This window comes from Aeromonas sp. QDB23 (genome assembly GCF_027707745.1).
In the GTDB taxonomy this organism is placed as follows: Bacteria; Pseudomonadota; Gammaproteobacteria; order Enterobacterales; family Aeromonadaceae; genus Aeromonas; species Aeromonas allosaccharophila.
In genome coordinates this window covers 30,336-43,407 of the sequence record NZ_JAPCJA010000010.1, presented here as the reverse complement: position 1 = coordinate 43,407, position 13,072 = coordinate 30,336, and the positions used below count along the sequence as shown (strand labels likewise).

General features: G+C 58.7%; 10 protein-coding genes and 1 tRNA gene. 7 read left to right on the top strand and 4 right to left on the bottom strand.

Going from position 1 to position 13,072, the window contains the following annotated elements; all coding sequences use genetic code 11:
* The first annotated feature begins 149 nt into the window (after positions 1-149).
* From upp to hda, 3 genes are all read left to right on the top strand, one after another.
* Entirely contained in the window at positions 150-776 is a 627-nt protein-coding gene (gene upp / locus PG888_RS06800) for a uracil phosphoribosyltransferase (protein WP_005334115.1), read from the top strand.
* A 150-nt stretch (positions 777-926) separates the two neighbouring features.
* Complete coding sequence (locus PG888_RS06795) at positions 927-1,946, top strand: DUF2066 domain-containing protein (RefSeq protein ID WP_182939324.1); 1,020 nt, start codon at positions 927-929, stop codon at positions 1,944-1,946.
* Between the two features lie 102 nt (positions 1,947-2,048).
* On the top strand, positions 2,049-2,750 hold the full coding sequence (gene hda / locus PG888_RS06790) for a DnaA inactivator Hda (RefSeq protein WP_021231044.1): 702 nt from the start codon (positions 2,049-2,051) through the stop codon (positions 2,748-2,750).
* 237 nt (positions 2,751-2,987) lie between these two features.
* Here hda and aceA read toward each other — a convergent pair whose 3' ends face one another.
* The 4 genes from aceA to PG888_RS06770 all read right to left on the bottom strand — a co-directional run bounded on the left by aceA (position 2,988) and on the right by PG888_RS06770 (position 7,113).
* Complete coding sequence (aceA, locus tag PG888_RS06785; protein ID WP_019446693.1) at positions 2,988-4,301, bottom strand: isocitrate lyase; 1,314 nt, start codon at positions 4,299-4,301, stop codon at positions 2,988-2,990.
* Positions 4,302-4,376: 75 nt separating this feature from the next.
* Positions 4,377-5,984: a malate synthase A gene (gene aceB, locus PG888_RS06780; protein WP_182939326.1), complete on the bottom strand. Its 1,608-nt coding sequence runs from the start codon at positions 5,982-5,984 to the stop codon at positions 4,377-4,379.
* Positions 5,985-6,672: 688 nt separating this feature from the next.
* Complete coding sequence (locus PG888_RS06775) at positions 6,673-6,813, bottom strand: hypothetical protein (protein WP_162851501.1); 141 nt, start codon at positions 6,811-6,813, stop codon at positions 6,673-6,675.
* Between the two features lie 223 nt (positions 6,814-7,036).
* Positions 7,037-7,113, bottom strand: a tRNA-Pro gene (locus PG888_RS06770).
* Between the two features lie 249 nt (positions 7,114-7,362).
* Here PG888_RS06770 and tadA point away from each other — a divergent pair.
* From tadA to pstB, 4 genes are all read left to right on the top strand, one after another.
* Entirely contained in the window at positions 7,363-7,920 is a 558-nt protein-coding gene (tadA, locus tag PG888_RS06765) for a tRNA adenosine(34) deaminase TadA (RefSeq protein WP_267967768.1), read from the top strand.
* Positions 7,921-8,124: 204 nt separating this feature from the next.
* Entirely contained in the window at positions 8,125-10,362 is a 2,238-nt protein-coding gene (locus PG888_RS06760) for an ABC transporter permease subunit (RefSeq protein WP_042655872.1), read from the top strand.
* A gap of 32 nt (positions 10,363-10,394) precedes the next feature.
* Positions 10,395-12,044, top strand: coding sequence for a phosphate ABC transporter permease PstA (gene pstA / locus PG888_RS06755; RefSeq protein ID WP_182939328.1), 1,650 nt, complete (start codon positions 10,395-10,397; stop codon positions 12,042-12,044).
* 127 nt (positions 12,045-12,171) lie between these two features.
* The gene (gene pstB / locus PG888_RS06750; RefSeq protein WP_033138278.1) at positions 12,172-12,990 is read left to right on the top strand and encodes a phosphate ABC transporter ATP-binding protein PstB; all 819 of its coding nucleotides are present in this window, start codon (positions 12,172-12,174) and stop codon (positions 12,988-12,990) included.
* Positions 12,991-13,072: the final 82 nt, after the last annotated feature.

The window sequence follows — 13,072 nt, the reverse complement described above, 5'->3', positions numbered from 1 at the left end:
GAGGGTAAAATTCGGGGCGTATTCTAACAGTGGCGGTGAAAAACCAGAAAGGAAATCGTTTGCGCGTTTTTGCGCGGAAATGCTCTACAAGCGGCGGCTTTTGTTGTATGATTCCGCGATTTTTTTGCGGCAGGTTAGAGGAGATAATAATGAAAGTCGTTGAAGTCAAACACCCCCTGGTCAAACACAAGATCGGTCTGATGCGTGAAGGCGATATCAGCACCAAGCGTTTCCGTGAACTGGCCAAAGAAGTGGGCAGTTTGTTGACCTATGAAGCGACCTCTGACTTCGAAACCGAGAAGGTTATCATCGATGGCTGGAATGGGCCAGTAGAAGTTGACCAGATCAAGGGCAAGAAGGTAACCGTCGTACCTATCCTGCGTGCCGGCCTTGGCATGATGGATGGCGTGCTGGAGCACATGCCGAGCGCCCGCGTCAGCGTGGTCGGTATCTACCGCGATGAAGAGACCCTGCAACCGGTTCCCTATTTCGAGAAGATCGTCAGCAACATCGAAGAGCGTCTGGCGCTGGTCATCGATCCGATGCTGGCCACCGGCGGCTCCATGATTGCCACCATCGATCTGCTGAAGAAGAAAGGCTGTCAATCCATCAAGGTGCTGGTACTGGTTGCCGCGCCGGAAGGGATCAAGGCGCTGGAAGCCGCTCACCCTGACGTAGAGCTCTACTGTGCTTCTGTCGACCAGGGGCTGAACGAGAAAGGCTACATCGTGCCGGGTCTGGGCGATGCAGGCGACAAGATCTTCGGTACCAAGTAACTTGAAACCTTGACCCGCTTCCCATGTGGAAGGGGTGATCGGAGCCGGCGCATCGCCGGCTCTGCTGTTTGTGGCCGCTTGTGCCAGCCTTGCCGCAGGATACGCCTTGCCGCTACCATAAGCACACTCTCCCATTTCGAGACTCTGTTCATGTTCAAACGTGTTGTGACCGCCCTCTGCTGCGGCTTGTCATTCATGGCCTCGGCCGCTCAGGTGGCCGACCTTTATCAGGGCAAGGCACCGACCAGTGGTGACATGGTGGCCGCTCAAGGGCAGGCACTGGGTCAGGTGCTGATCAAGGTGACCGGCAAGCGCGACATCCTCACCCAGCCGGTGGTGGTCAAGGCGCTGGCGGCACCGGGCGACTATGTCAAAAGCTATGGCTATCAGGATCAGGACTCGGTCAAGTATTTGAAAGCCGAGTTCAAGAGTGACAAGGTCAACAGCCTGGTCTCCGAGAGCCAGTTTGCGCTGCTTGGCCCGGCTCGTCCCCAGATGGCCATCTGGCTGGTGGTGGATCAGGGGGAGCGTCGCTTGCTGGCGGATCAATCCAGCGATGGTTGGGCGCAAGCCTTGCGCGATCAGGCACAGACGCTGGGGCTGCCCATCAGCATCCCGCTGATGGATCTCGACGACAACATGGCGGTCAGTGCCACCGACGTCTGGGGCCGTTTTGCCGACCCGATTTTGCAGGCGAGCCAGCGCTATGGCGCCGAGATGGTAGTGCTGGGCAAGCTGACGCCGGAAGGTGACAAGTGGAGCATCGACTGGGGACTCTACGGCCCCAAAGCGGCCGGTGAAGTGACCGAGCTGACCCGTGGCAACAGCAGTGGCACTCAGGCTGAAGTGGCGCAAGGGTTTGCCGATACCCTGGCGGCCTGGCTGGTGAAAAACTACGGTGCCCGCATTTCGGGTCCGGCAACCAGTCAGACCCTGGTGGTGGATGGCCTTGCCGAAGTGGACAGCATGATCGCCGTGCAGAAGATGCTGCAGGGGATGGCCAACGTCAGCAAGGTGGCGATCGGCAAGCTGGAGGGGGATCAGGTCACCTTCAACTTTACCCTGCAAGGTGAGCAGGCCGAGCTGGTGCGGGCGCTGCAGCTCGAGAGTCGTTTGCACAAGGTTGACGATAATGGCAGCGGTTTGCGTTACCAATGGTCGCAGCCCTGATTTTATAAGGCTTTTGTAGACCGCCCGGCTTGTCCGGGCGGTTCTCTATCTGCCTTTGCGATGATACACTTAACCACAAATGTCACAGTCAAAGCCCAACGAGTGAAGCAACCGGCCCAACTGTCTTTAGCCGTACAACTACCGGATGATGAAACCTTCGTCAGTTTTTATCCCGGCACCAATGCTCATCTGATCACCGCCCTCAAGAACGCGGCCATCGGTCAGGGATCGCCTTTCCTCTATTTCTGGGGAGCCAAGGGATCCGGACGCTCTCATCTGCTCCACGCCACCTGTGCCGAGGTCAACGCCCGCGATGCAGCGGCGGCTTATCTCTCCCTCGATCAGTTTGAACAGCTCGATCCCAGCATGCTCGATGCCCTCGAAAGCCTGCCGCTGGTCTGTCTCGACAGCCTTGAGGCGATCGCTGGCAATGCCGTGTGGGAGCGGGCGCTGTTCGACTTCTACAATCGCTGGCAGGAGAAGGGCGAGGGGACGCTGGTGGTCACCGGCTGCAGCGCTCCGCGCAAACTGGGGCTGCAACTGCCGGATCTGGCCTCGCGCCTCGACTGGGGTGTCAGTTTTCATCTCGAAGAGCTGGATGATGAAGGCAAGCTCAGTGCCCTGCAGCTGCGTGCCGAGCTGCGGGGCTTCAAACTGCCCATCGATGTGGGCCGCTTCCTGCTCAACCGACTCTCCCGCGATATGCGCACCCTGCTCACCACCCTCAATCAGCTCGACAACGCCTCATTTCGCGCCAAGCGCAAGCTCACCATTCCCTTTGTCAAAGAGATCCTCGAGCTCTGAGAACCTGGCTACGTTCTTACTGCGAGGCCGTGAGCAAGGCTCATGTGCTGCTCGGAATCCTCATGTATCCATATACACTCCGGTTCCTGCGCTGCTCTTCACCTCGCTGACGACCTCTCGTCACAGACCGTGAACCGGTTCTATAGCTTTGTTCCTTCTCCCTTCGGGAGAAGGGCCTTTCAAAAAGAAACCCCGGCTTCAGGCCGGGGTTTTGCTATCTCAAGAGGGCTCTGCCTATCAGTGGAACTGATCTTCTTCGGTGGAGCCGGTCAGCGCGGTTACCGAGGATTGGCCACCCTGAATGACGGTGGTCACCTTGTCAAAGTAACCGGTACCGACCTCCTGCTGGTGTGCCACGAAGGTATAGCCACGGCTGGCGGCGGCAAATTCCGGCTCCTGCACCATCTCGACGTAGTGCTTCATCCCCTCGCCACGGGCGTACTGGTAGGCCAGTTCGTACATGTGGAACCACATGTTGTGAATACCCGCGAGGGTGATGAACTGGTACTTGTAACCCATGTCGGAGAGCGCTTGCTGGAAGCGGGCGATGGTGGCATCGTCCAGATTCTTCTTCCAGTTGAAGCTCGGGGAGCAGTTGTAAGCCAGGATGCGATCCGGGAACTTGGCCTTGATCGCTTCGGCAAATTTACGCGCTTCGTCCAGATCCGGCTTGGCGGTTTCACACCACACCATATCGGCGTAGGGGGCGTAAGCCAGACCGCGAGCGATGGCCTGATCGATACCGGCACGAACCTTGTAGAACCCTTCGGCAGTGCGCTCGCCAGTCAGGAAGTCTGAATCGTACGGATCGGCATCGGTGGTCAACAGGTCAGCGGCGTTGGCGTCGGTACGGGCGATCACTAGCGTGGTGGTGCCGCAGACATCGGCTGCCAGACGGGCGGCAACCAGCTTCTGCACCGCTTCCTGAGTCGGTACCAGCACCTTGCCGCCCATATGGCCGCACTTCTTGACGGAAGCGAGCTGATCTTCGAAGTGCACGCCAGCGGCGCCCGCTTCAATCATCCCCTTCATCAGTTCGAAGGCGTTCAGCACGCCGCCGAAACCGGCTTCCGCATCGGCCACGATCGGCAGGAAGTAGTCGATAAAGCCTTCGTCCTGCGGCCCAACCTTGTTGGCCCACTGGATTTGGTCGGCACGGGCGAAGGAGTTGTTGATGCGCTCCACCACTGACGGCACCGAGTTGGCCGGGTAGAGGGACTGATCCGGATACATGGTGGAGGACAGGTTGTTGTCCGCCGCCACCTGCCAGCCGGAGAGGTAAATCGCTTCGATCCCCGCCTTGGCTTGCTGCACTGCCTGACCACCGGTCAGGGCGCCGAGGCAGTTGACGTAGCCTTTTTTGGCGTCGCCGTGGATCAGTTCCCACAGCTTGTCAGCGCCGCGTTGGGCCAGGGTGTGCACCGGCTGCAAGCTGCCGCGCAGGTTCACCACATCTTCGGCGCTGTAGCCGCGCTTGATCCCTTTCCAGCGGGGGTTTTCCGCCCAGTCTTTCTCGATAGCCTGGATCTGTTGCTCACGGGTCAGTGCCATATCAGTTCCCTCTTTCATTGATTTCACGTTTCCATTGACTTGTTATTGGCGGGCTCCGCTGGGGAGGCCCGGAGTTCAGAGCCGCTCGTAACCGGGCAGCGTCAGAAAATCGATCAGGGTATCGGCGCAGGTGATCTCTTCCATCAGTTCGCTTGCCTCGGCAAAGCGTCCAGCCTGCCAGCGCTCGGTACCTACCTCGGCTTTGACCACCTCCTGCTCTTCGGCCAGCATCTGGCGGAACAGCTCCTTGGTCACCACTTTGCCGTTCGACAGGCTCTTGCCGTGGCGGATCCACTGCCAGATGGAGGTACGGGAGATCTCGGCGGTGGCGGCATCTTCCATCAGACCGTAGATGGGCACGCAGCCGTTGCCGTTGATCCAGGCTTCCAGATATTGCAGGGCGACCCGGATATTGGTGCGCATCCCCGCCTCGGTGCGCTCGCCCTCACAGGGGGCCAGCAGGTCGGCGGCGGTGATGGGGGCATCCTGCTCGCGCAGCACGCCGATCTGGTTCTTGGCGCCAGCCGCAATGGTGGCGTTGAACACCGCCATTGCCGTATCAGCGAGGCCGGGGTGGGCGACCCAGGTGCCGTCGTGGCCGTTGTTGGCTTCGCGCTCCTTGTCGGCTTTGACCTTGGCAAACACCTGCTCGTTGACGGCGGCATCCTTGGCCGGGATAAAGGCCGCCATGCCACCCATCGCCAGCGCACCGCGCTTGTGACAGGTCTTGATCAGCAGCCGCGAGTAGGCGGAGAGGAACGGCTTGTCCATGGTCACCACCTGACGATCCGGCAGGACGCGATCTGGGTGGTTCTTCAAGGTCTTGATGTAGCTGAAGATGTAGTCCCAGCGGCCGCAGTTCAGCGCCACTATGTGATCCTTCATCTGATAGAGCAGCTCATCCATCTCGAATACCGCCGGCAGGGTTTCGATCAGTACGGTGGCCTTGATGGTGCCGCGGGGCAGGCCGAACTTGTCCTCGGTCCAGGAGAACACTTCGCTCCACCAGCGCCCTTCAAGATGGCTCTGCAACTTGGGCACGTAGAAGTAGGGGCCCGAGCCTTTGGCCAGCAGCGCCTGATAGTTGTGCAGGAAATAGAGGGCAAAATCGAACAGGCCGCCGGGGATGGGCTCGCCATCGAAGGTGACATGTTTTTCCGGCAGGTGCAGACCACGCACCCGGCAGATGAGGACGGCCGGATTGGGGTTCAGGGTATAAGCCTTTCCTTCCGGACTGGTGTAAGAGACGGTGCCGTTGACCGCATCGCGCAGGTTGATTTGCCCCTCGATCACTTTATTCCAAGCGGGGGCCAGTGAGTCCTCGAAGTCCGCCATGAACACCTTGACGTTGGCGTTGAGGGCGTTGATCACCATCTTGCGCTCGACCGGGCCGGTGATCTCCACACGGCGGTCTTGCAGGTCGGCGGGAATGCCGCGAATGGTCCAGTCACCTTCACGGATGTGGGCGGTTTCCGGCAGGAAGTCCGGCAGCTCGCCGCCATCGATACGGGCCTGACGTGCCACACGTTGTTTCAGCAATTCCCCTCTTTGGGGAGCAAAACGTTCCACCAGTTCGGAGACCAGAGCCACCGCGTCCGGCGTCAGAATTTGCGCGTATTCGGGCAGCATCTCGCCCTGGATGCGAAGGCGGGCGCTGCAGTGGGTCTGAGCCGGTGCCGACATAAGGTTCACTCCTTTGAGAATTACATTTTGAACTTACTAACTACGACTAAAGTCGAATTCCTGTTCTTGCAAACTTCCCGTAACAGCGGGATAACACGATTGATAAGGTGCGAAATATTGTTGATTACGTCAACAGTTTTTTTTAAACGCCTGTTTTCTCGCTGTGGTTAAGTTTATGTTTTTTATTGTTTTATTGGATTGGTATAAAAGCTCTACGCAGATGGTTATGCTCCTGCTTTTTCCCATCGGACAACGGCTAATTTGGGCTGTTACCTGGCCTCTCATTTCGTAACTTATTACGTAATAAAATTACAAATGCAAAAACAAATCCCGACCTAACTCCAGGCTTTGCCAAAACAGCCGTATAAAGTGCGTTTGAATAAGGCAATGAAGGTTTTGCTATTGCTAGGGCTGGTTGGTGAACGCACGTTTTAAACTCGAGGTGGTGATGTGGGTTCTGTTGGCACCAGCGGCTGCAGCGATGGAAAGTGAAGCGCAATAACGTAGGTTTGTATCAGTTGCCGGGGGAAATGCCGGGGAGGGAGGGGGGAGAAGCTTCAGTCAATAATACTGCCATCCTCGATGGAATTAGCAGTTTGTCGTTTTTTGCTGATTTCTCGCCAAGGGCGGGAAACGGAGGGCGTTGAACAGGCGATGTGCCGGGGATTGAGCGGCCATCTGGCCGGGCTCAATAGTCATCATCCGGTTCGGCAAGATCGATCACATCGAGCTGGACGACCTGTTCATCTTCGTTTTCGGTATGGCAAGGGGTGTCGTGAGGAACGGAATAAAGCGCATTGGCGGGTGTGAGATCTGTGGTCTGGTGCATGCCTGGTCCTGTGTTGAACGCAAGCCGGACAGTGATCCCTTCACTGGTGTTTCCACCTCCCTGTTTTGTCTACCGGCGGAAAGTTGCGCATCTTAATGAGTTCGGCAAAAAGATTCAAGTGGTTCTGAGTGTTTTTTGTGCTTGATAGGCAGGCCGCGTCAGGAGGATAAATCGGAGACAAAAAAATAGCCCAGTCGTTTGACTGGGCTATTCTCGGGGAAAATGGTCGGTGTGAGAGGATTCGAACCTCCGACCCTCTACACCCCATGCAGATGCGCTACCTGGCTGCGCTACACACCGACGGAGTCAGACTCGGCTGACGGGGAAGAAGTCTAATAGCATGGCCAAACTGGTGCAACTCCTTTTTTATCATAGAGATGCCGATTGCTTCTTTATTGCTCAGTCGGGATGTGGCTTGGGTCTGACGCGCAGATTTGGCATAATCGCCGCCCTGTCACCGCGAGCTATTATGCCTGCTATCTATGGAATTATCTGACAGGTGTGGATAGCGGGAATGCAAACAGCACAATTGAACAATATAAAGAGGGGATGGGCGTGAAACCATCAGAGGTCCCAGAGACACAGAGTCAGGCACCAAGTCAGACCGCGCAGGACGAACAGTGGATGCGCCATGCCATGGCATTGGCCACCCGGGCCGAAGGGATTGGCGAGATCCCGGTCGGTGCCGTACTGGTGCTGGATGGTCAGGTGGTGGGCGAGGGGTGGAACCGCTCCATCAGCGAGCACGATGCCTGTGCCCATGCCGAGGTGATGGCAATCCGGGCGGCGGGCAAGCAGCTGGCGAACTACCGGCTGCTCGATACCACTCTGTATGTGACGCTGGAGCCCTGCTGCATGTGTGCCGGAGCGCTTATTCATAGCCGGGTCAAGCGGGTGGTTTACGGCGCCCGGGATCTCAAGACCGGTGCCGCAGGGTCGGTGTTCGAAATTTTGCAGGACCCGCGCCACAACCACAGGGTTGAGCTGACCGGCGGCGTGCTGGCTGATGCCTGCTCGGCCCAGTTGTCAGCCTTCTTCAAGCGCCGCCGTGCCGAGAAAAAGGCAGCCAAACAGGCGCTGCAACAATCAAACGATACCCTTTCCTGAATCAATCGGGGGCAGCGCAGGCTGCCCTTGCTGATTTCATTCATAAATATCTCTTTATAAACAATGCATTGCGATCGCCTTCCTTCGACATAATCCCCGCGTTTTTTTCCGCTAACAACCGCTGTTAAAGCGGTTCCGATGTAACAAAACTGTCATGCAACCGCCATATAATGCCGCGAAGCCTAGCTTACATTGAGGTCTTGCATGTCATCGGAATCGTTAAACCTGGTCATGGCGGGCAGTAGAAAACGCCGGATCAAGGATAAATTGGCCAAATATGGCGTCACCACAGGCGGAGCCCTGGTACTGGTGGCACTGTTGCTTATCTTCTTTTATCTGCTCTATGTGGTGAAACCCATCTTCAATGGCGCCTCCATGGAGCCGACCGCCTCGTTTACCCTGCCCGCCGCAGGGAAGACCGCCTGGCTCGGCGTGGAAGAGCAGAACGAGATCGGCTATCGCTTCAGCGATAAAGGGCAGGTGAACTTCTTTGCGGTGCAGGGAGATGACAAGATCAAGGTCGGCCAGTCACTGGGTCAGGCCCAGGTTGCCGGTGACATCACCACGGTGGCGACCCCGGCACCGGGCCAGCGGCTGATCGCCTACGGTTTTGCCGATGGCAAGGCGCAGGTCGTCCAGCCGGCGTTCAAGGTCTCCTATCCCAACGATGTGCGGGTGATTGAACCCAGCCTGCAATATCCCTTCGGCGAAGAGCCGGTGGTGATCGACCCGCAAGGGAAGGCGCTGCAGCTGATGGTGTTCGAAGCCACCAAGGACAAGATGGCGACCGCCGCCGTGACCGAAGATGGTCGTGGCGTGATGACGGTGATGAGCGGTGAGGAGAACTTCCTCTCCGGCGAGATTGAGTGGAGCAGTGAAAACTACACTATTCCGTCTCTGCCGCGCCATGTGGATCAGATGTTGCTGACTCCCAATCTGCGGATCCTGTTCGTGCGCGAGGGCAATCGCCTCTCCGTCTATGACATTCATAACCTGAGCGAAATCTCCCTGCGCAACGTGCTGGAGATCAATGCCTCCAACGCCAACGTGACCCGGGTTCAGCTGCTCTCCGGTGCCTCCTCGCTGCTGGTCGGCAATGACAACGGCGTCATCTCCCAGTGGTTCGAAGTGGCGAAGGATGGCAAACGCCAGTTCACCCAAATTCGTGACTTCAAGGGCGATGGTGCGGTGGATCTGCTGACTCCCGAGCACTTTCGCAAAGGCTTCATCAGTGCCGACAAGGACGGCATCATCAGCTTCTTCCACGCCACCGGCGAGACCAAGCTGCTGACCGAGACGGTGGAAGGGGGCGAACTCTCTGCCCTGGCCATCTCCCCCCGTCATAACCTGTTGCTGATGCAGCAAGGGAACACCTTCAAGCTGTTCTCGGTGGAGAACGAACACCCCGAAGTGACCTGGTCTGCCCTCTGGCAACAGGTGTGGTATGAAGGGTATCCGGAGCCCCAGTATGTGTGGCAATCCACCTCAGCCAGCAACGACTTTGAAGCCAAGCTGAGTCTGGTGCCGCTGGTATTCGGTACGCTGAAAGCCTCTTTCTACGCCATGGTGTTTGCTGTACCGCTCGGCGTGGCCGGTGCCATCTATACCGCCTACTTCATGTCGGCGGGGCTGCGCAAATACGTCAAGCCGACGGTCGAGATCATGGCGGCGCTGCCGACCGTTATCCTCGGTTTCCTGGCGGGTCTGTGGCTGGCACCCATCATCGAGGGGGCGCTGCCCGGGGTGATCCTGCTGCTGGTGCTGCTGCCGATGGGGATGCTGCTGACTGCGCTGATCTGGAACTATCTGCCAGAGCGAGGCAAGTCCTGGCTGCCGGAGGGGTGGCACGCCATCCTGCTGATCCCGGTGCTGCTGCTGATTGGCTGGGGTGCCTTCGCCCTGAGCCCGCTCATCGAGAATGCCTTTATGCACGGCGATTCGCGCATCTGGCTGACTCACGAAATGGGCATCAAGTTTGACCAGCGCAACTCGCTGGTGGTCGGTATCGCCATGGGCTTTGCGGTCATCCCCACCATCTTCTCCATCGCCGAAGATGCGGTCTTCTCGGTGCCCAAGCACCTGACCCAGGGCTCGCTGGCGCTGGGTGCCACCCCGTGGCAGACCCTGAGCCGGGTGGTGATCCTCACCGCGAGCCCTGGCATCTTCTCGGCGGTGATGATGGGCCTTGGCCGCGCCGTGGGTGAGACCATGATCGTGCTGATGGCTACCGGCAACACCCCCATCATGGACTTCTCCATGTTCCAGGGGCTGCGTACCCTCGCCGCCAACATCGCGGTGGAGATGCCGGAATCGGAAGTGGGCAGCTCCCACTATCGGGTGCTGTTCCTCGCCGCCTTCGTCCTGTTTGTGTTCACCTTTATGTTCAACACCCTGGCCGAGTTTGTCCGTCAGCGGTTGCGTGAAAAATACAGCTCGATGTAAGGGGCGACTCTGTAATGGACAAGGAATCGACAATGGGTAAGTGGTTTAAATCAGGGGCCCCCTGGATCTGGATGACCGGCGGTGCCGTCAGCCTGAGTCTGGTGGCGGTACTGGGTCTGCTGCTGCTGATCGGCTGGCGTGGTCTGGTCTACTTCTGGCCGCACCCCATCTATGAGTGGCAGCTGGAGGACGCGAGCGGCAACAAGAGCGTGCTGATCGGTGAGATCAACGATCGCGAGCTGGTGCCGGTGGAGCGACTGCGCGCCGCAGGTCTGCCGCTGGAAGGGGAAGAGCGCGAGCTGCTGACCCGCTATCTGGTCAAGACCGGCAACCGCGAGTTCGTTGACCTCGATTTTCGCTGGGTGCTGGAGACGGACATCAAGTCCCAGAGCCAGCCGGCCGAGCTGGCCATGGTTGAGCGTGCCACCAACGGCAACTTCTACGGCTATATCGTCGGGGTTAAAGAGGATGGCCGCGAGCTCACCTCGGATCTGCATCCTGCCCTGCAACGGGTGCTGGCGCGAGCCAATGCCCTCTCCGAACAAGCCAACGATCTGCAAAAAGGGGACATCGGCAGCATCAACTATCAACTGGAGCGGCTGCGCCTGAAAGAGCGCAAGGCCGAGCTGGATGAAAAGCTGACCGATCAGCTCAAAGCCGAACTGGCCAGCGAGCGTCAGGCCCTCAACGACCGCTATCAGGTGCTGGAAAAAGAGCTGTTCTCCCTGCGTGCCCAGGCGGACAGAGACAGCATCACGGTCAAGGATATGCGTGGCGAGCTGGTGACCATGCCGATGTCCAAGGTGCTGGATGTGGTATGGCCCAACGACATGAGCCTGCTAGCCAAGGTGGGCCACTGGTTCCACCAGATCGGCAAGTTCGTCTCTGACGATCCCCGTGAAGCCAACACCGAGGGCGGGGTGTTCCCGGCCATCTTCGGCACCGTCTTCATGGTGTTCCTGATGGCGATCATCGTGACCCCGCTGGGGGTGGTGGCGGCGGTTTACCTGCACGAGTATGCGGGCAAGAACAGCCTGACCAAGATCATCCGCATCGCGGTGATCAACCTGGCGGGCGTGCCCTCCATCGTTTACGGCGTGTTTGGTCTGGGCTTCTTCGTCTACACCCTCGGTGGTTCGCTGGATCAGCTGTTCTACCCGGAAGCGCTGCCGAGCCCGACCTTTGGCTCACCCGGCGTGATCTGGTCGGCGCTGACCCTGGCCATCCTGACCCTGCCGGTGGTGATCGTCTCCACCGAAGAGGGGCTGGCGCGGATCCCGAGCACCATCCGTCAGGGCTCGCTGGCACTGGGTGCCACCCAGGCCGAGACCCTGTGGCGCATCGTGCTGCCGATGGCGAGCCCGGCCATCATGACCGGCCTTATTCTGGCGATTGCCCGTGCGGCCGGTGAAGTGGCGCCGCTGATGTTGGTGGGGGTGGTGAAACTGGCGCCGACCCTGCCGATGGATGGCAACTTCCCGTATCTGCATGTGGAGCGCAAGTTCATGCACCTGGGCTTCCACATCTATGACGTCGGCTTCCAGAGCCCCAACGTCGAGGCGGCCCGCCCGCTGGTCTACGCCACCTCCTTCCTGCTGGTGACGGTGATCGTGGGCCTTAACCTGACCGCAATCGGCATTCGTAACCACTTGCGCGAGAAATTCCGGTCGCTGGAGCATTAATCCGGCGTCCTTGAGACAAGATCGAGAGAACAGATGTGCGGACCAAAGAGTGCCGCCATCTGTCAGCAGCAATCATGGCAGTCGCTGGCAAGAGTCCGGCTACTCCAGACTGATTTTGAGGTAAAAGATGATCAACGTAACGACCACGTCCACCCAGCACACCGCGCTGGACCTGCTCAACCTGAGCCCGGAGCAGACCGCGCTGGAGGTGAAGGATCTCAACCTGTACTACGGCAGCAAGCAGGCGCTGTTCAACGTCAACATGAAGATCCCCAAGGGGCAGGTGACCGCCTTTATCGGCCCGTCCGGCTGTGGCAAATCGACCCTGCTGCGCTGCATCAACCGGATGAACGATCTGGTGGAGATCTGCCGCATCGAGGGGGAGATCCAGCTGCACGGCCACAACATCTATGACAAGAGCGTCGATGTCTCCGCTTTGCGTCGTCAGGTGGGCATGGTGTTCCAGCGCCCGAACCCCTTCCCCAAGTCCATTTACGAGAACGTGGTCTATGGCCTGCGCCTGCAGGGGATCAACGATCGCCGCACTCTGGATGAAGCCGCCGAGCGCTCCCTGCGTGGTGCGGCCCTGTGGGATGAGGTGAAGGACCGTCTGCACGACAACGCCTTCGGTCTCTCCGGTGGTCAGCAGCAGCGTCTGGTGATTGCCCGTGCCATTGCCATCGAGCCGGAAGTGTTGCTGCTCGACGAACCGACCTCGGCGCTCGACCCCATCTCCACCCTCACCATCGAAGAGCTGATCAACGAGCTCAAGAGCCAGTTCACCGTGGTGATCGTGACCCACAACATGCAGCAGGCGGCGCGGGTGTCGGATCAGACCGCCTTCATGTACATGGGCGAGCTTATCGAGTACTCGGATACCAACACCATTTTCACTACCCCGGCCAAGAAGAAGACCGAAGACTACATCACCGGTCGTTACGGCTAAGGAGAGGAAAGGATGAACCTCAGCAAACAGATTGGCAGTCGGTTCCACGACTAGGGCATACTCGGAGCATCAAGGATTATTT

Excerpts from the sequence above, each read along its gene's own strand:
- upp (WP_005334115.1), top strand. The coding sequence starts at position 150 with ATGAAAGTCGTTGAAGTCAAACACCCCCTGGTCAAACACAAGATCGGT.
- PG888_RS06795 (WP_182939324.1), top strand. The coding sequence starts at position 927 with ATGTTCAAACGTGTTGTGACCGCCCTCTGCTGCGGCTTGTCATTCATG.
- aceA (WP_019446693.1), bottom strand. The coding sequence starts at position 4,301 with ATGGCACTGACCCGTGAGCAACAGATCCAGGCTATCGAGAAAGACTGG.
- aceB (WP_182939326.1), bottom strand. The coding sequence starts at position 5,984 with ATGTCGGCACCGGCTCAGACCCACTGCAGCGCCCGCCTTCGCATCCAG.
- PG888_RS06775 (WP_162851501.1), bottom strand. The coding sequence starts at position 6,813 with ATGCACCAGACCACAGATCTCACACCCGCCAATGCGCTTTATTCCGTT.
- tadA (WP_267967768.1), top strand. The coding sequence starts at position 7,363 with ATGGGCGTGAAACCATCAGAGGTCCCAGAGACACAGAGTCAGGCACCA.
- PG888_RS06760 (WP_042655872.1), top strand. The coding sequence starts at position 8,125 with ATGTCATCGGAATCGTTAAACCTGGTCATGGCGGGCAGTAGAAAACGC.
- pstA (WP_182939328.1), top strand. The coding sequence starts at position 10,395 with ATGGGTAAGTGGTTTAAATCAGGGGCCCCCTGGATCTGGATGACCGGC.
- pstB (WP_033138278.1), top strand. The coding sequence starts at position 12,172 with ATGATCAACGTAACGACCACGTCCACCCAGCACACCGCGCTGGACCTG.